Source organism: Mariniflexile gromovii (genome assembly GCF_017814435.1).
GTDB lineage: Bacteria > Bacteroidota > Bacteroidia > Flavobacteriales > Flavobacteriaceae > Mariniflexile > Mariniflexile gromovii.
This window is the reverse complement of record NZ_JAGJCB010000028.1, coordinates 16,635-35,941: the sequence shown is the minus strand read 5'-3', so window position 1 is coordinate 35,941 and position 19,307 is coordinate 16,635. Positions and strand designations below refer to the sequence as shown.

General features: G+C 33.7%; 14 protein-coding genes and 1 tRNA gene. 13 read left to right on the top strand and 2 right to left on the bottom strand.

Annotated features, from left to right (window positions below; translation table 11 throughout):
• The first annotated feature begins 173 nt into the window (after nucleotides 1-173).
• The 4 genes from dnaE to J8H85_RS17830 all read left to right on the top strand — a co-directional run bounded on the left by dnaE (nucleotide 174) and on the right by J8H85_RS17830 (nucleotide 6,144).
• Nucleotides 174-4,562, top strand: a complete 4,389-nt coding sequence (dnaE, locus tag J8H85_RS17845) for a DNA polymerase III subunit alpha (RefSeq protein ID WP_209656924.1) — start codon at nucleotides 174-176, stop codon at nucleotides 4,560-4,562.
• A 165-nt stretch (nucleotides 4,563-4,727) separates the two neighbouring features.
• The gene (locus J8H85_RS17840; RefSeq protein WP_209656922.1) at nucleotides 4,728-5,480 is read left to right on the top strand and encodes an abortive infection family protein; all 753 of its coding nucleotides are present in this window, start codon (nucleotides 4,728-4,730) and stop codon (nucleotides 5,478-5,480) included.
• 155 nt (nucleotides 5,481-5,635) lie between these two features.
• Nucleotides 5,636-5,863 (top strand): hypothetical protein, encoded by a 228-nt coding sequence (locus J8H85_RS17835; protein ID WP_209656920.1) that lies wholly within the window; start codon nucleotides 5,636-5,638, stop codon nucleotides 5,861-5,863.
• Complete coding sequence (locus J8H85_RS17830; RefSeq protein ID WP_209656918.1) at nucleotides 5,854-6,144, top strand: type II toxin-antitoxin system RelE/ParE family toxin; 291 nt, start codon at nucleotides 5,854-5,856, stop codon at nucleotides 6,142-6,144. Before J8H85_RS17835 ends, J8H85_RS17830 begins: the two co-directional genes overlap by 10 nt.
• Nucleotides 6,145-6,207: 63 nt before the next feature.
• Here the strand turns inward: J8H85_RS17830 and J8H85_RS17825 are convergent, their stop codons facing one another.
• On the bottom strand, nucleotides 6,208-6,810 hold the full coding sequence (locus J8H85_RS17825) for a MarR family winged helix-turn-helix transcriptional regulator (protein ID WP_209656916.1): 603 nt from the start codon (nucleotides 6,808-6,810) through the stop codon (nucleotides 6,208-6,210).
• 123 nt (nucleotides 6,811-6,933) lie between these two features.
• Nucleotides 6,934-7,167, bottom strand: coding sequence for a thioredoxin family protein (locus J8H85_RS17820; protein ID WP_209656914.1), 234 nt, complete (start codon nucleotides 7,165-7,167; stop codon nucleotides 6,934-6,936).
• A gap of 515 nt (nucleotides 7,168-7,682) precedes the next feature.
• Between J8H85_RS17820 and trxA the strand changes: the two genes are divergently transcribed.
• The 9 genes from trxA to J8H85_RS17775 all read left to right on the top strand — a co-directional run bounded on the left by trxA (nucleotide 7,683) and on the right by J8H85_RS17775 (nucleotide 19,216).
• Nucleotides 7,683-8,000, top strand: a complete 318-nt coding sequence (gene trxA / locus J8H85_RS17815; RefSeq protein ID WP_209656912.1) for a thioredoxin — start codon at nucleotides 7,683-7,685, stop codon at nucleotides 7,998-8,000.
• Between the two features lie 80 nt (nucleotides 8,001-8,080).
• On the top strand, nucleotides 8,081-8,623 hold the full coding sequence (locus J8H85_RS17810) for a ClpP family protease (protein ID WP_209656910.1): 543 nt from the start codon (nucleotides 8,081-8,083) through the stop codon (nucleotides 8,621-8,623).
• Between the two features lie 125 nt (nucleotides 8,624-8,748).
• Nucleotides 8,749-9,678: a DUF58 domain-containing protein gene (locus tag J8H85_RS17805; protein ID WP_209656908.1), complete on the top strand. Its 930-nt coding sequence runs from the start codon at nucleotides 8,749-8,751 to the stop codon at nucleotides 9,676-9,678.
• An 80-nt stretch (nucleotides 9,679-9,758) separates the two neighbouring features.
• Nucleotides 9,759-9,832 (top strand) — tRNA-Asp (locus J8H85_RS17800).
• Between the two features lie 224 nt (nucleotides 9,833-10,056).
• A complete protein-coding gene (locus J8H85_RS17795; protein WP_209656906.1) occupies nucleotides 10,057-10,482 on the top strand; it encodes a hypothetical protein in 426 nt (141 codons plus the stop codon).
• Nucleotides 10,483-10,746: 264 nt separating this feature from the next.
• Nucleotides 10,747-12,843 (top strand): PAS domain S-box protein, encoded by a 2,097-nt coding sequence (locus J8H85_RS17790; RefSeq protein WP_209656903.1) that lies wholly within the window; start codon nucleotides 10,747-10,749, stop codon nucleotides 12,841-12,843.
• A gap of 49 nt (nucleotides 12,844-12,892) precedes the next feature.
• Nucleotides 12,893-15,421 (top strand): sensor histidine kinase, encoded by a 2,529-nt coding sequence (locus tag J8H85_RS17785; RefSeq protein WP_209656901.1) that lies wholly within the window; start codon nucleotides 12,893-12,895, stop codon nucleotides 15,419-15,421.
• A gap of 75 nt (nucleotides 15,422-15,496) precedes the next feature.
• Nucleotides 15,497-15,865, top strand: coding sequence for a response regulator (locus J8H85_RS17780; protein WP_209656898.1), 369 nt, complete (start codon nucleotides 15,497-15,499; stop codon nucleotides 15,863-15,865).
• A gap of 6 nt (nucleotides 15,866-15,871) precedes the next feature.
• Nucleotides 15,872-19,216, top strand: coding sequence for a sigma 54-interacting transcriptional regulator (locus J8H85_RS17775; RefSeq protein WP_209656896.1), 3,345 nt, complete (start codon nucleotides 15,872-15,874; stop codon nucleotides 19,214-19,216).
• Nucleotides 19,217-19,307: the final 91 nt, after the last annotated feature.

The window sequence follows — 19,307 nt, the reverse complement described above, 5'->3', positions numbered from 1 at the left end:
GTTTGATGTATTCAAAAATAGACTTTTTAAATGAATTTCGTTTAGCAATAGCTGTTTGGTTTTTGTTTAAAACTCTTGATAACTTCATACCGAAAAAGTATTATTTCTACGTAATTTTATATGCTCGTTATTTGAGATAAACAAATAAACGCATCAACAAATAAACACAAAGCATGTACTTAATTTTCGATACCGAAACCACTGGTTTGCCTAAGCGTTGGGACGCACCCATTACCGATACCGATAATTGGCCACGATGTATTCAAATTGCATGGCAATTACACGATGGGTTGGGAAATTGTATCGATCATCAAGATTATTTGGTGCAACCGGACGGCTTTAATATCCCGTATGATGCTGAGAAAATTCACGGTATTTCTACGGAGTTGGCGCAGGAGCAAGGCATTTCCTTAGCAGAAGTTTTAGAAAAATTTAATGAAGCTTTAAGTAAAACCAAATTTGTTGTTGGGCAAAATGTGAAGTTCGACTTTAACATTATGGGTGCCGAATTTGTGCGAGGTGATGTAGCAAACCCATTGCAGGAACTGCCGGTTTTAGACACCTGTACCGAGCATACGGCCAGTTTATGCCAAATTCCCGGTGGTCGTTATGGTAAATTTAAGTTGCCAACACTTACCGAATTGCACGAGTTCTTATTTAATGAGCCTTTTGCGGAGGCTCATAACGCGACTGCCGATGTGGAAGCAACCACGCGTTGTTTTTTAGAACTGATTCGTTTAGAGGAATACACCAAAGAACAGTTGGATGTTCAACCCGATTATTTTCAAAAGTTCAAGGAAGCAAATCCTGCTGAAATTCAGCTTATAGGATTAAAACATATCAACCTTAAAAAGGAAAGTGCTAAAATTAGGGAACGCCTAAAAAGTGCTCAGGTTGAAACGATTTCAACCGAAGAAATCAAACAAAATGTATCCGATTTAAAGGAAGTTGATTTTGTACATCTGCATAACCATTCGCAGTTTTCGGTGTTGCAATCCACCATCAGTGTTGCCGATTTGGTATCCGTCGCTGCCGAACATAACATGCCAGCTGTTGCGTTAACAGACCATGCGAACATGATGGGTGCTTTTCACTTTGTGAAAGCGGTTAGCAACCACAATAGAGGTGTAAAAGCTAAGAATGATGCTGCTATTGAAAGAGGTGAAACTCCAAAAGCTGTTGAAATAAAACCCATTATTGGCTGCGAGTTTTTTGTATGTGAAGACCATACCGATAAAACCCGAAAAGATAACGGTTATCAAATTGTACTGTTGGCTAAGAACAAAAATGGCTATCATAATTTGGCAAAATTATCATCACTCGCGTTTACCGATGGTTTTTATTATGTGCCAAGAATTGATAAGGCTTTAATTGAAAAATATAAAGAAGATGTTATTGTTTTAACGGGTAACTTGTATGGTGAAGTACCCAGTAAAGTATTGAATATAGGTGAAAATCAGGCTGAAGAAGCGCTTATTTGGTGGAAAGAACAGTTTGGAGATGATTTGTATGTGGAGATCATGCGCCACAACCAAGAAGATGAAAATCGCGTAAATACAGTATTAATAGAGCTTGCCAGAAAACATGACGTTAAATTAGTAGCTACTAACAATACATACTACTGTAAAAAGCAAGATGCCAATGCGCATGATATTTTACTGTGCGTCAAAGATGGTGAAAAGCAGGCGACACCCATTGGTCGCGGTCGAGGGTACCGTTACGGATTACCAAATCAGGAGTATTATTTTAAGTCTTCGGATGACATGAAATCGCTTTTCAAGGATATTCCTGAAGCGATTAGTAACATCCAAGAAGTTGTAGATAAAGTGGAAGCTTACGAATTGGCGAGAGAGGTTTTACTGCCTGCATTCGGTATTCCAGAAGAATTTAAACATGAAGAAGATTTAGTTGATGGAGGTAAACGTGGTGAAAACGCCTATTTGCGCCATTTAACCTATCAAGGGGCTAAAAAACGTTATGGTGAAGAACTTTCGGAAGAAGTTATAGAACGCTTGGATTTTGAACTCGACGTTATTCAAAACACAGGCTATCCAGGTTACTTTTTAATTGTTGAAGATTTTATTCGCGAAGCCCGAAATATGGATGTGTCGGTGGGTCCAGGTCGTGGTTCTGCAGCAGGTTCGGTGGTTGCGTATTGTTTATGGATTACCAATATAGACCCGCTTAAGTACGATTTGCTTTTTGAGCGTTTCTTAAATCCAGACCGTGTGAGTATGCCTGATATCGATATCGATTTTGATGATGAAGGCCGAAGTCGAGTTATGGATTATGTTATCAAAAAATACGGAAGCAATCAGGTAGCGCAAATTATCACTTATGGTACAATGGCTGCAAAATCCTCCATTCGCGATACCGCTCGTGTACTCGATCTGCCATTATTTGATGCCGATCGTATTGCGAAATTGATTCCTACCATGTCTAAACTGAATAAAATTTTCGGTTTAAGCGAAAAGGAATTGGGCAGTAAATTCAGGGCAGAAGATTTAGAGAAAGTCAATCAACTTTTAAACATTTCCGAAGGAAGCGATTTAGAAGCTGAAACCGTAAATCTTGCAAGAATATTGGAAGGTTCGGTTCGTAATACGGGTATTCATGCCTGCGGTGTTATCATTACGCCCGATGATATAACCAAATTCGTTCCGGTAGCAACGGCAAAAGATTCCGATTTGTATGTTACCCAGTTTGATAACTCCGTGGTAGAGGAAGCAGGCTTACTAAAAATGGATTTCTTGGGGTTAAAAACGCTTACCCTTATAAAAGATACCGTTAAAATTGTAAAAGCGAAACATGGTATTTTACTCGATCCCGATAATTTTCCGTTGGATGATGAAAAAACCTATGAGTTGTTCCAAAGAGGTGAAACCGTTGGGGTGTTCCAATACGAGTCGCCCGGGATGCAAAAACACCTTAAAGAACTAAAACCAACCGTTTTTGAAGATTTAATTGCCATGAATGCCCTGTACCGTCCGGGACCAATGGAGTACATTCCAAGTTTTACCCGTCGTAAACATGGTGATGAGCCTATTGAATACGATTTGGATGCCATGGAAGAATACCTAAAGGAAACCTATGGTATTACGGTATATCAGGAGCAGGTAATGTTACTTTCCCAAAAACTGGCGGGATTTACCAAAGGTGAAGCCGATGTACTGAGAAAAGCCATGGGTAAAAAGCAAATTGCGGTACTGGATAAAATGAAACCCAAGTTTGTAGAGCAGGCGAGTGCTAATGGACACGATGCTAAAACCCTTGAGAAAATTTGGAAAGACTGGGAAGCGTTTGCGAGTTATGCCTTCAATAAATCGCATTCCACTTGTTATGCGTGGATAGCTTACCAAACAGCTTACTTAAAAGCGCATTACCCTGCGGAGTATATGGCTGCGGTACTTTCTAACAACATGAACGACATCAAACAAGTTACCTTCTTTATGGAAGAATGTAAGCGTATGAAGTTGGATGTACTAGGTCCAGATGTAAACGAATCGTTTTATAAATTCTCTGTAAATAAAGACAATGCGGTACGTTTCGGTATGGGCGCCATTAAAGGTGTTGGTCATGGTGCGGTTATGACCATAGTTGACAATAGAAAAAAAGACGGCCATTATAAATCGATTTTTGACTTAGCGAAGCGTATCGATTTACGAGCAGCCAATAAAAAAGCCTTTGAAAATTTAGCTTTAGCAGGTGGGTTTGATTGTTTTAATGAAACACACCGTGCACAATATTTCCATGATGATGGCGATGGCATTACCTTTTTGGAAAAAGCCATTCGTTATGGAGCGAAACATCAAGAAAACGAAAACTCAGCACAAGTAAGTTTGTTTGGCGATGCCAGCAATGTACAAATAGCAGAACCCCAAGTGCCACCATGCGAAGAATGGGGCACTATGAAAAAATTGGCGCAAGAGCGCGAAGTAGTGGGTATTTATATTTCTGGACACCCGTTGGATGATTTTAGAATAGAAATGAATACTTTTTGCAATGCCAATTTAGCCTTATTTAAAAATTTAGAACCTTATGTAAACCGCGAACTTGTTTTTGGAGGAGTGGTTACCGATGTGCAGCACCGCGTTAGTAAACAGGGTAAAGGGTGGGCTATGTTTACCATTGAAGATTATACCGATAGTTTCGAGTTCCGCATTTTTGGCGAAGAATACTTAAAGTTCAGGCACTTTTTACTGCAAAATAGTTTTGTATTTGTAAAATCGTTTGTGCGCGAAGGTTGGGTAAATAAAGATACAGGCAAAAAAAGCGAACCAAGGTTACAATTCAATAGTTTCCAGTTGCTGCACGATGTTATGGAAAACTATGCAAAAAAGCTATCCATACAACTTAACATAGACGATCTGCAAGAATCCAAAATATTAAAATTAAAAGAACTGTTGCAAATGCACCCAGGAAGCCAAATGCTCAATTTTGTGGTGTACGATCATAAAGAACAAATAAAATTAACCATGCCAAGCAGAAAGCAAAAAGTAAAAGTTTCGCAAGAACTGTTGCATGAGTTGGAGAGCGAACAGGTTATGTTTAAGCTAAACTAATTCCTGCGAAAGCAGGAATCTTTAAAATCTTTAAATGCTTAAAATGTATTGTTCTATGTTAAATGTGAAGCATTAATAAATTAAGAATTTTTTAAAATGGCGGAATTAACATTTATTGAGAAAACGAGCATTGAGAAATTTTTAGGAATGAAAAGTGGTTATGTTATGGATTTTTCTGATCGAACTTTTCAGGAATTTGTTGTAGAAGCTGTTAGTTTAGATATAGATAGTGAAAAATATCATTATGCATCTAATTCAAAAGCAAACCGACTGAGGCAGTTTATTAAAGTAGAATCAAACTATACTTTTGGGAAACTATTATCTGCATTTTGCGACTATTGGCTTTCTAAAGTCTACATGGGCGATATAGATTATCTTGCAGAAGAAAACATTTATAAAGAATGTACAAGAATTGCTGACAGACTTAAACAAGATAGTATTGTTGAACATATTGATGCCATTCAACCAAATGTAGAGGATAAAGACTTTAAGTTACTTGCAAAGTCGATTAGAGAAAGTGTTGAAAAAAATGAACCTGAAGCGGGTTTAGATAGACTTCATACGTTTACATTTAGATATTTAAGAGAACTTTGTGACAAGCATCAAATTGAATATGATAAATCAAATTCATTAAATTCAGTATTTGGAAAGTACATAAAATTTATAGTTGATAATAAGCATATTGAATCTACCATGGCTGAGAAAATACTAAAATATTCAATCAATTTAATTGAGGCTTTTAATGACATTAGAAATAATAAAAGTTTCGCACATGACAATTCAGTGTTGAATTACCAAGAAAGTGTATTAATTTTCAACAATGTTTCCAATACAATCAAGTTTATAGAATCTATTGAAGCAAGGATGAAAAAGGTAATTGAATATGAGCAAAATAAAAACTCAGACTTGCCTTTTTGATATAAAAAAAATCTTTCTCCGTTTCCGTTAAGATCTTCTTAGTGGTGGCAACAATAAGAACTATAAACTATTTTGTTTGGGAATAGAATTAGAAATAAAACTCGTAAATTAGTAAATGAAATAAAATTTATCTTTGTACTATAATAATTTATATTATGAACATTGAAGCCACAAAATTAGAGTTAATGCATCTTTTGTTGCAAACGCAGAAAGAAAGTTTACTTGCGAAGCTGAAAAAAGTTTTTGAAGAAGAGCAGGGAGATTGGTGGAGCGATATGTCTAAAGAAGAGCAAGAGGAAATCAAAACAGGAATAAACGAAGCAGATAAAGAAGACTACATTACTAATGAAGCCGTAATGAAACGTTTTGATAAATGGCATTGAAAATTGTTTGGACACCCCAAGCTAAAAGAGGTTTAGATAAGGTTGTAGAATATTTAGAAGAGAAATGGACCGTTAATGAGATTCTTAATTTAGAACAAAATTTAAAAGATCTTTTAATTCGCATAAGCAAATATCCAAAAATCTGCCCTGGTACAGGTAAATATAAAAATGTGCATAAAGGATTAGTAGATAAAAACAACTACATCATCTACAGGATACAAGCAAAGAACCAACTTATAGAAATTATTAATTTTAGAGGAACCAAACAAGAGCCTATTTGAAAACCTTAACGCCAGCTATCACAAAGTTTGGTGTTAAGGATAAGTTCGATAGAATTTAATAAATTACTTTTCCTCAAACTCCGGACAATCAATTCTAATTTCAGAATTCAACAATTCCTTTTCCAATAAATTACAATAATCTGAATCTTGAATTTTTTGATGGAATTTACAAGCATAACAAGTACGTTGCACCGTTAAAACACCACTTCTATTCAGTTGAAAAATAAGATTGCTAATGGTTTTAAAAAGAGCATTCAAATCGGATGTCTCTGTATTTTTAAGTTGCTTTTTTATAGGAAGCGCAAAGTTTTCGGTTTCAGAAACCATGTGTTTGCCTTCATTGGTTAATTGTATGGTGTAACTACGGCTATCGGACGTTGGGAATATTTTTTCAATAAAACCTTTATTAATCAACACCCGTACCGCATCGCTTATGGTTGGTTTGGTGACGTTGAATTCTTTTGCCAAATGGGTAACGTTGCAAAATTCCATTTTATGGTAGGCAATGAAAATAAGTATTTGAATTTGTATAGGGCTTAACCCCAGTGCCTTTGCTTTTTCCCAAAGGAGTACTTTAAAAGCTTCCGAAATACGCTCTAAACCGGCAACTATTTTGTTAGCTAAATCGGTTTCTTGATTGTTTGGGTTAAATAAAGGACTGTTCATATATAAACTGCCAAATTAAAATGGTTTTACAAAGTTAGCAATCCTAACCCGTTGGATAAAATTAAAAAGTTAGGATTCTATTTAAAAAATTAGGAATCCTAACTTTTGTGAGGTTAAAAAAAATTAGCCTTTTACATCTTGCATAGAAGCTCCAAAGTTAATGTGCAGGACATGACCGGTTGGGGTAACCAGTGCAGGAACCGATTTTACACCTTTTTTCTCTGCTTCTTCAATTCTAGATTTGTCTTTGCCAAAATGTACAATTTCTACATTGTTGGCACCTATTAGTTCTACAATGTCGTGTTCTGCACTTACGCAAACAGGACAACCAGCGTGATAGAAAACGGATTTACTCATGGTTTTAAGTTTTAATTAAAGCACTATTGCAATACAAATATAGTAAGGAATCCTAATAAAATAAAATATTTTAGGTTTTATTTTGAATCGCTATGTGTTTAGGAGGAAGGTTGGATAGTATAATTAAAAGTTAAAAAATGGTTTAAAAGTGTAATAATTAGTAAATTGATTTTTGAAAGTTAGCCCCTGCGCAAAGGGTTACTCTTTGGATTTTATTTTTTAAAATTAAGGAAATCGTGAATGCTTCACATTTGAAGAGGCATCCTTTTTTGTGCTGATACTAAATTTGATTTAGGCATTTAATATTCATGAATATTGAAAACTTGATGAGGTACTGAAACATGTTCAGCACAAAAAAGAAATAACGGAAAACCTGTTTTATGCTTCCAAGAAACCTACAATAGTGCAAAACAATGTTAGTATAAAGAAAACAAATTGCTACGTTGTAAGCTTTAGAGAATTTTTTGACTAATTTTGTGTAATTAAAATAAAGTACGAATTAAAATATAAATATTATGGCATTAGAAATAACAGATGCAACGTTTGAGGAGACAGTATTAAAAAGTAGTAAACCTGTTTTGGTAGATTTTTGGGCAGCTTGGTGTGGTCCATGTAGAATGGTTGGTCCAATTATTGAACAAATAAGTGACGAATATGAAGGAAAAGCAGTTGTTGGTAAGGTTGATGTAGACGCAAACCAAGAATTTGCTGCAAAATATGGCGTACGTAACATTCCTACGGTTTTGGTATTTCAAAACGGTGAGGTTGTTGGCCGTCAAGTAGGTGTAGCGCCTAAAAATGCATATACAGAGGCTATTGATGCCCTTTTGTAATAGAAATTGAAAAAGAAATTAAAAAGGTTTGCCGTAATGGTAAACCTTTTTTTATTTTAGTTAAAAATTAAAGAACAAAAATGAGTGATAAAATAAAAGTGCAAGATGCTATTGATAGCAAATTAATTGAACAACGTAAGGTGTTTTTGTGGGGTCAGGTCGATGATAAATCAGCAAAACACGTGATTGATAGATTGATGTATTTAGATGCTTTGGGTAACGCCGATATCCATTTATATATAAATAGCCCTGGAGGTTATGTAACTTCTGGTTTTGCTATTTACGATTGTATTAAGTCTTTAAACAGCCAAGTTTCAACCATTTGCACCGGTTTTGCGGCGTCTATGGGGTCAATCATTTTATCTGCAGGCGCTAAAGGGAAACGTTTTATACAGCCCCATGCCCGTGTTATGATACATCAACCAAGCGGTGGTGCGCGTGGGCAAGCTAGTGATATTGAAATTACAGCCAAAGAAATTGTTTTAACTAAAGAATTAAGTGCCCAAATTTTAGCTGATAATTGCGGACAAACCTTTGAAAAAGTTATGAAAGATTTTAACCGCGACCATTGGATGGGTGCACAAGAATCGGTTGAATACGGTATTGTTGATGGGATAATTTAAATCCCACTAACCCCCGAAGGGGGGACAAATTAAGTTAAGATATAATATAATTAGAGAATTTAGTATTGCCTCATAAGAGTACCTCCCCTTTGGGGAGGCCAGGTGGGGATTTAGGTTAGGAGGGGATGAACATACAAAACGAACTAAATAAAGCAGAAGGTTTTAAAAATCTGGAATTACTTGCAAAACAAGTAGTTGAAGGGTTTATTGCTGGGATGCATAAAAGTCCGTTTCATGGGTTCTCTGCCGAATTTGCAGAACATAAAATTTATAATAAAGGAGAAAGTACCCGCCATATAGACTGGAAGCTGTTTGCAAAAACCGAAAAGCTGTATACCAAGCGTTATGATGATGAAACCAATTTACGTTGCCACATTATTTTAGATAATAGTAGCTCGATGCATTATCCAGAAATGCGTTCGTTTTCCATTGAAAATCTAAATAAAATTGGGTTTTCGGTATTGGCAGCAGCATCGTTAATGCATATTCTAAAAAAGCAGCGTGATGCCGTTGGTTTAAGTATTTATAGTGATGCTTACGATTATTATGCACCAGAAAAGGGGAGTGAACGCCACCATCAAATGTTGTTGAGCCATTTAAGTGAAGCGGTTGTATCAAAACCTGTAAATAAAGAAACGGAGACTTATAGGTACTTGCATCAAATTGCAGAGAAAATACATAAACGCTCTATGATTTTTTTATTTACCGATATGTTTCAAACTTCGGAAGATGAAGCAAAGATGTTTGAAGCACTTCGGCATTTAAAATACAATAAGCACGAAGTTATATTATTTCATGTTTTTGATAAGGAAAAGGAGCTGAATTTTGATTTTGATAACAAGCCAAAACGCTTTATTGACGTTGAAACGGGTGATTATATCAACCTATATGCCGATAGTATAAAGGAAAATTACAGCATGGCAGTAAGTCGATATTTTGAAGCCTTAAAGCTTAAATGTTTACAATATCAAATCAAATATGTTGAGGCAGATGTAAATAAAGATTTCAATAACATATTGACAACCTATATGATAGAACGCAAAAAATTTGTTTAGCAAAAATATTTTAAAAAAACATTAAAAAAGATTTGAGATATTAAAAAAGGCGTGTATATTTGCAACCGCAATAAAGCAACGGTCTGGTAGTTCAGTTGGTTAGAATGTCGCCCTGTCACGGCGAAGGTCGCGGGTTCGAGTCCCGTCCAGACCGCGAAAATTGCTAAAAAGCTCTAAGAGATTAGGGCTTTTTTTGGCACTTATAAAGAAGTTGTGTTGTTAGTAAGCACATTGTGTTTGCTAAAGGTTTAAGTAGTTAAACCAATGAGAAGCTTTCCTTTTTTCTTTCTAGAAAATTGGGATGCTTTTTTGTTTAGAGATTGTTTTTCCCGTCATTTTCCCGTAATTAGATGTTTAAAACAATTAAACAAGTCATAAATGGAATTTTCGATTGAAAATAAGAAACTTAAAGAGTTAATTGAGAAGAAAGCATTAGGAAACAATAGTGCTTTTGCGAAAGAAATTGGTGTCTCGCCAACTCACATAAATAGATTTTTTAGATTAGATCCTCGTTCAGATTGCTATCCATCAATTTTAAAAAGTACAGCTGTTTTGAAGGCTGTAATGAAAAGGTTTCCAGAAATTACAGTCGAATGGTTTAAGGTTTTGGAGGAGAAGTCCAATTATGTAGAAGAGCATAGTGGTGTTTTAATTGAGGAAAGGTTGTTAAAACATCTAGAGGCGCGTATAAAAGATGCTCAACGTATAATAGAATTATTGGAGGCAGAAAACTTAAGGCTAAAAGAAGGTAATGACAATTTTAGAAAAAATGATACTGATATTAAAGTAGATTTGAACGGATAATTTTGTATTCTATTAAATTTAGCGAACTTTGGTGTTTGTAAAGAGTTGTATGTATTGCCGAAGTATCATGGGAAGAAAATTGGGAGGCTTTATTGTTTTATTTTTTTGATACAATAGTTTCCAAAACACTTAAACAGCGATGCGAAATTGAAAGTTTTGATGGTTAAAAAATAACTATCAAATTTATTTTAATAATATTTTCTTACAAAATAAAAAAGTGTTATATTGGAAGTGATACATTTATTACACACACTTAATAATAATATGAAAATCCCAAAAGACTCAAATGAAAATTCTAAAGAAGAGGAAATGAATTTCTTTGTTAGTCTTTTCCAAAATAGCCCAATCCCAAAAACCATTTCAAGTGTTACTACAAAAAAATATGTTTTTGTTAATTCAGCTTGGGAAACGTTTACGGGTTACAGCAACAGTGAAGCAATTAACAAAACCGTATACGGTCTTGAATTAGTAAGCATAGAAGATGGAGCTTTGATAAGAGAAAAATTATTAAAGAACAAAGAGATCATTTCTTACAAATGTTCCATTAAGTTAAAAAATGGACTTGTAAAAAAGGTTTCACTGTCTTTTTATGTCATAGTTCTTAATGGAGAAGAATTTGTGCTTAACACCATTAATAATCTTGAAAGGCAGAGCATATATAAGGAGAAACAGGTGTTAAATAAAAAGAAGGAACAAGTGTTACTTGCCCAAAACTTTAATGTGGATTCCATTGAAAGTATGACAGATGGTTTTCTCTCATTGAACAATGATTGGAACTATACTTATGTTAACAAGAGTGCCGCATTCATGTTGGGTAGAAAGGCAGAAGACTTAATAGGGAAGCATATTTGGACGGAGTTTCCTGAAATTGTGGGATTGCCTTTTTATACTAATTATCATAAGGCTGCTGATACGCAACAAATCATTTCATTTGAAAATTATTACCATCCTTGGGACCGTTGGTTTGATAACCGAGTAATTCCATCTAAAGATGGCGTTTCAGTGTTTTTTCAGGATATAACAGAACGCAAAAAGGCTAGAGAGCTTTTAATAAAAAACCAAAAATATTTAGATAATATTATTAATAATATTGGAGATCCTTTAATGGTAAAGGATAGTGAAAGCCGTTTACTTTTAGTAAATGATGCGTTTTGTTCTTTTTTCAATCTCCCTAAAGACGATATTATAGGAAAAACACTTGCTGAAGACGTTCCTCAAGATGAAAGAGATGGTTTTTTAAAAATTGATAGAGAGGTACTATTAACTGGTGTTGAAAATATTAATGAAGAAACCTTCACATTTAAAGGTCAAGAAAAACGAATAATTTCAACAAAAAAAACCAGATTTACTGATGATGCTGGTAATAAATTCTTAATTGGAATAATTAGAGATATAACCGAGCGAAAGAAAGCAGAAGAGGAAATTATGATGGCACATCAACGCCTTACTACACATTTGAATAATTCTCCACTAGCCATCATAGAATGGGATAAAGATTTAATCATTCAGAAGTGGTCAACGAAAGCCAAAAATATATTTGGATGGGAAGAGTCAGAAGCTGTGGGGAAACATTTTAACGACTTGAATATGGTTTATGAAGATGATGTTGAAGCTATTACAGTTATTGCTAATGAATTAATGGGGGGTGAAGTAAAAAATAATAAGATAGTTAATCGGAATTATACCAAAACTAAAAAAGTAATTTATTGTGAATGGTATAACTCTGTTTTGCAATCTCCTGATGGGCAAATAGAAACCATTTTTTCTTTGGTACATGATATTACCGGAAGGGTAACCATGGAGATGTCATTAAAAGAAAGTGAAGAGAAATTTTCTAAAGCTTTTAAATCTAATGTTATTGGAAAAGCAATACTTAATAAGGAAAAAAAGATTGTTGAAGTAAACGAAGCGTTGGCTAATATGGTTGGATTTAAAAGAGAAAACATGTTAAATAAAACTGCTGAGGAAATAGGCTTATTTAATTTAGATGATATAAACAATCTGGAAAACGAAAAATTGTTGTGGAGCCAGTTTAGCGAAAAGGGGTATGTATCAAATATTGAATTAAAGTACCTCATGCACGATGGAAGATTTCTTTTTATATCAATTTCCTTACAAGCTCTCCAGCTACATGGCGAAGAACACGTGTTAATTACAGTTTTAGATATCACTGAAAAGAAAATTGCTGAAGCAGAATTAGAAAACCATCGAAATAATCTGGAAGAATTAGTAAAAATAAGAACAGAAGAGGTCAATGTAAAAAATGTGGAATTACAGCGCATGAACAAATTATTTGTTGGAAGAGAATTAAAAATGAAGGAACTTAAAAACATTATAAAAGAACTACAGTCAAAAAAATGATAAATAAATTAATGATTAATACAAAGCATCTTTTCAATTTTGATTTATTATGAAAAATCACCCTATCTATCTTTTTCTAAAAAGACCATTGATAGCTGGAGTAGTTACTTTTATAATTCTACTCATTATTAGCCAATACATTGCTTATCAAAAGTTTATAATTAATGAGAATACGCAGAAAAAAGAAATTAATAATCAAGTTAATTTAATCAAAGAGAAGCTGCAAGGGTTGGTTATGTACAGCTACACAGCTACTAAAACACTTGCTTATAATGTAGAACGTAATGGCATACCGGAAGATTTTGATGATGTAGCAAAAGAATTATTAGAACGAAATAAATATTTTGATGTCGTAGAATTAGTTGATGGCGAGGGCTATATTACCCACGTTTATCCATTAAAAGGTAATGATGTCATTGGTTTAAATATTTTAAAAAGTGATTCTGCAAGTAGCGGTGCGCTAGCAACCATAAAAAGAAAAGATTTTTTTATTGCAGGACCAGTAAACCTTAAACAAGGAGGGGTTGGTATAATAAGCAGGCAGCCTATTTTTATTGATGGCAAATTTTCTGGGTTTTCTGCAGTTGTTACTAAACTTTCCACTTTTTTTAACGACCTAAATATTGGGATTGATATTGATGATCGTTTTAAGTACCAATTGTCAAAGGTTGATTTTGAGACAGGCAGGGAAGAATACTTTTTAGAAAACGATGTGTCAACCTTTAAGGAATATGCAGTGCCCATAGAAATGTCTGCTGGCGAATGGAAACTATATGTTATTCCAGCTCAACAGAAATTTAATACAGCTATTTGGTTTGCGCTATTTGGTTTTTTAATTTCTGTTTTGGGAAGTTTGGGAGTTTGGTATTTTTTAGGACAATCCGAAAGATTGGATAAGCTTATTAACAAGAAATTACTAGAACAAGAAGCAGAGTTAAAATCAATTCATGAATTTACCAGTAAGCAAATAAAAAAAAGCGAGTCGAGATTAAATAAAGCGCAAGAGATTGCTAAGATTGGAAGTTGGGAACTCGATTTTAAAACAAAAAAATTGTTGTGGTCCAAAGGCATGTTTAGGATATTCGGAAAAGATTTTAAAAAGTTTGAGGTCTCCCAAGAGATGTTTTATAATGCAATTCATCCAGACGATCGAAATATGGTTATAAGCGCATACAACGAATCCGTTAAAAACAATACGCCCTATCGTATAAATTATCGGTTGGTGTTTAATAATGGGCAAGTTAAATATGTAGATGATCAATGTGAAACTTTTTATGATGAAAAACAAAATCCTGTTAAATCAATTGGTATTATGCAGGATGTTACAGATAGAAAAAAAATTGAAGAAGTATTAGAAAATAGCGAGTTGTTATACCGTAGTCTTACATCTCATGCACCAGTAGGAATTTTTCATACAGACACACAAGGGGCTTGTACCTATGTAAATGAAGAATGGATGAAATATTCAGGGATGAATTTTGATGATGCCATGGGATATGGTTGGCTTAAGGCATTGCACCCAGAGGATAGAGAACGTATAGAAAATGAATGGAAAGCGGCCGTTTTAAAAGGTGGTGAATTTAAAACGGAAATGCGATTTCAGGATAAGAAAGGAAAAATTACATTTATAGAAGCTAAAAGTATTGGTTTGTTTGATACTAATAATAATTTGTACGGATATATCGGTACGGCTACTGATATTACTGAAAGAATCAACAATCAAAATGAATTATTAAACTACAAAAATAATCTCGAGAAGTTGGTCGATTTAAGAACCGAAGAATTAAATGACGGCAAAGAGGCTTTATTAAACCTTTTAGAAGACTTAAATCTTCAATCCATTGAATTGGAAAAGGAAAAAGTTAAAGCACAATCTGCCGATTTGATGAAATCAGCGTTTTTGGCTACCATGTCGCATGAATTAAGAACACCAATGAACTCAATTATCGGGTTTACAGGAATACTTTTAAAAGAATTTGCAGGACCACTTAATGAGGAGCAGAAAAAACAACTATCTATGGTTAAAGCTAGTAGTGAACACTTATTGCGTTTAATTAATGATGTTTTGGATATTTCTAAAATTGAAGCAGGAAAATTAAAAGTATTTCATTATCCTTTTAATTATTTAACAACTTTAGAAAAGACAATCGATTTTTTAGACCCACAAGCTTCTAAAAAAGGGCTTGTTCTAAAAACCGAAATATCCAGAATGGATATTACTTTAAATAGTGACGAACGAAGAATTGAACAGGTGTTGCTCAATTTGTTATCCAATGCCATTAAATTTTCAAATAAGGGAACCATAAAAGTGAAAGTGGATGTAGAAGACGATATGCTTGTTACTCAAGTTATAGACCAAGGAATAGGTATTAGTAAAAAGAATATTAATAAATTATTTATGCCATTTATTCAATTAAACGGAGGATTAAGTAGAAGTCATGAAGGCACAGGGTTGGGGCTGGCTATATGTAAAAATCTAATCGAAAAATTAGGGGGTACCATAGAAGTGCATAGTAAAGTAGGTGAAGGAAGTAATTTTATATTCAAATTGCCAATAGCAGAAGAATTTGTCGATTAACTAAATTGTATAAATTTTTAGTTGTCTATTTAAAACATTTGTTATATTTAAAGAATTATATTACAGGAAATATTTATGAAACCTACAATACTAATCATAGAAGATAATGAACAAAATATGTACATGTTATCTTATCTCCTTTCACAAAGTAATTATAACGTGCTTAAGGCTTATAATGGAAAAGATGGATTAAAATTGGCGCATGAAAACAACCCCGAGATTATTTTGATCGATATACAACTTCCAGATATGGATGGTTATGAAATATGTAATAAACTAAGACATAATGGGTTGCCTAAAAACACAAAAATCATAGCTGTAACCAGTTACGCCATGGGTGGTGACAAAGAAAAAGCCATTGAAGCTGGAGCCGATGGGTATTTGGAGAAACCAATTAATCCTGAAACTTTTGTTCATCAAATGGAAAGTATTATAAATGAATAATGAGTAATGGACAATAAAACTATTTTAATTGTAGATGATATTTTTGAAAACTTATATCTATTAAGAGTCATTCTTGAAGAAGCAGGTTTTAATGTTATTGAAGCCAATGACGGTAGTGAAGGGTTAAAAAAGCTATACGAACATAATGGTGTCGATCTTATTATTTCAGATATTTTAATGCCTATAATGGATGGGTATTTGTTCTGTCAAGCCTGTAAAAAGGAAAAATTATTTAAAAGCATACCATTTGTATTTTACACTTCTACCTATACGGATAAACTGGATGAAGATTTTGCGCTAAAATTAGGTGCAGCACAATTTTTAAGAAAACCTATAGATCACGACCAGTTACTTTTTACGGTAAACGATATTTTCAATTCTGCAAAAACCCAAGTAAAGTATCTTAAAAAAGTAAGAATTTCTGGAGACGAAGTCTTAAAACTTTATAGTGAACGACTTATTAATAAGCTAGAACAAAAAAGTTTAGATCTTGGTAATGAAGTTGTAGAACGACAAAAAGCAGAGCAATTATTAATCCATAAAAATGAAATTTTAGATTTAATTGCCGTAAACACACCTTTAAATAAAATTTTTGACAAGCTTCTTTTAAACTATGAGTCTGTTCACCCAGATTATTTTGGTTCAATTAGTTTGCTGGATGAAGATGGTGTACATCTTGATTTAGTGTCTGCGCCTTCAATGCCAGAACCTTATAACTTAGCCATAAAACGTGGTGTGATAGGGAAAAATGCCGGCTCTTGTGGTACTGCTGCATTTACCAAAAAACCTGTAATTGTTTCGGATATTAGTACAGATAAATTATGGGTAGATTATAAAGTCGTTGCTTTAGAAAACAATTTAAGGTCATGTTGGTCTTTGCCAATAATATCAAAGAACAATACTGTTTTAGGAACTTTTGCTATTTATAGCAAAGATACAAACACACCATCATTGGATGAGGTTCGAGAGCTTAATTTTGCTGTTAGTTTAGCAACTATTGCCATTGAAAAATTCAGGATTGTTGAAGAAATTAAAAAGAAGGATGAATCCTATAAATCATTAATAGACCAGGCCACTGATGCTATCATCACGTATTCATTGGATGGCATAATATACAACTATAATAAGGTTGCTTATACTAGTTTGGGCTATACGGAAAAGGAATTTTCTAAACTTAAAATTCAAGATTTCATTGTTGGTGAAATAATTCAAGATCAAAATAATTTAAAAAAGTTACTTAAAGGAGAGTCCATAATATTTTCTAGAAAGTTTATTCGGAAAGATAAATCTGTACTAGACGTTGAGATATCTGCAAAACTTCAAAAAGATGGGAAAATATTAGGTATTGCGCGTGATGTAACCAGCCTAAAAAAAGCAGAAATAGACTTAAAACTAGCCAAAGAATTTACAGATAAGCTTATCATGTCCATGCAAGAGGGGTTGTTAATAGTTAATCCTAAGGCAGAAATTATGATGGTTAACGATGCTTTCTGTAACATGCTTGGTTATTCCAAAGAAGAGTTAATAGGGCTTAACCTACCATACCCATTTGCTAAAGAGGAAGATTTTGGGGAAATGTCTAAGACTAAAGATAGGGTTGCAACTGGAGAGGCACCATTTTTTAAATTTGAGTTTATTAGAAAAAATGGAGAAAAGTTTTGGGCTTCATTTTTAGCAGGTAATATTACAAACGATGTGGGAGAGGTTATTGCATTATTTGGTACTGTAAAAGATGTTTCTGAAGAGGAAAGAGCCAAAAAACTATTGGAAGATAATGCAGCCAAATCCAATCAAAAGAAGAATGTAATATTAGAATTAGCCAGTCTTGTTGGTACCGATTATAGAGAAGCTCTAAAAAAAATAACCAAGCTTTCAGCAGAAACTTTAGATGTGGCACGTGTTTCTATATGGGAATTTAATGACAAAAAAAACGAAATTAAGCTAGAAGATTTGTTTGATTTGAATAATCAAGATAGTGAAAAGGGAATAATACTTAAAGAAACGAATAGTCCCAATTATTTTGAAGCAATATTTAAAAATAAAATAATAAGTATTCATGATGCTTTTACTAATAATATTACAGATGGTTTAAAACGAGAGTACCTTGTGCCATTAGGAATTAATTCTATACTTGATGTGGTTATTCAAGTGTCGAATGATTTGTATGGTATCGTTTGTTTTGAGCATGTTGGGTCAAAACGGGTATGGAGTAAAGATGATGAAGAATTCGCTACTTCCATTGCAAATTTAGTATCGTTAATGGTTGAAAGCTCAGAGCGAAAATTAGCAGAAAATGAAGCTATTAAGGCAAACGAGCAGCTTACAAAAGCTAATAAAGAACTAAATGTATTAAGAAATAAGTTAGAACGAGAAAACATTTACCTAAGAAACGAGCTAGATCTAGTTTTTAATTATGAGGAAATGGTTTATGGAAGTGCCACGTTCAGTAATGTACTTACCGAGGTAGAAAAAGTAGCTCCCACTACCGCCACGGTATTGTTATTAGGGGAATCTGGTACTGGAAAAGAATTATTGGCAAGAGCAATTCATAATATAAGTTTAAGAAATAATAAACCATTAATCAAGGTTAATTGTTCTGCAATACCAAGAGAACTTATTGAAAGTGAGCTGTTTGGTCATAAAAAGGGTTCTTTCACAGGTGCTTTTGCAGACAAAACAGGAAAATTTGAATTGGCAGATGGTGGCACTTTGTTTTTAGATGAAATTGGCGAGTTGCCTATAGATATGCAGCCAAAAATATTAAGGTTTTTACAAGAAGGTGAAATAGAAACGGTAGGTGGTGCAGTTATTAAAAAGTTAGATGTAAGAGTTATAGCGGCAACAAATAGAAACCTTAAAGAAGAAGTTGAAAAAAAACAGTTTAGGGAAGATTTATATTTTCGATTGAATGTATTTCCTATAGAAGTACCGCCCTTACGAAAGCGTAAGGATGATATTCCATTATTAGTAGAGCATTTTGTGGATAAGTTTAATAAAGCATATTCCAAAAACATTAAATACATATCTGATGAAGCCATGAACCAATTAATAGGGTATGACTGGCCTGGAAATATTCGTGAATTGGAAAATTTAATTGAAAGAGCCTCAATACTGTCAACAAATGAAACATTACTAATTCCAGGTTTTGAATCTAAAACTCAAAACTCAAAAATTTCAATTAATACTAAAAACCTATCTTTAGATGCTGTTCAGCGCCATCATATTCTACAAGTGTTAGAACAATGTAATTGGAAAATCAGTGGTCCCAAAGGCGCCGCTATTTTGCTTGATTTAAAACCAAGTACGCTTCGTGATAAAATGGCTAAACTTAATATTGTCAAACCTTTATAAAATTACGGTATTCCGTTTTTTGTAGGTTATTGTTTATTTAAGTGGCGGTATTCCGTTATTTAAAAGATAGGCCGTTTCTTTCGTTTAATTT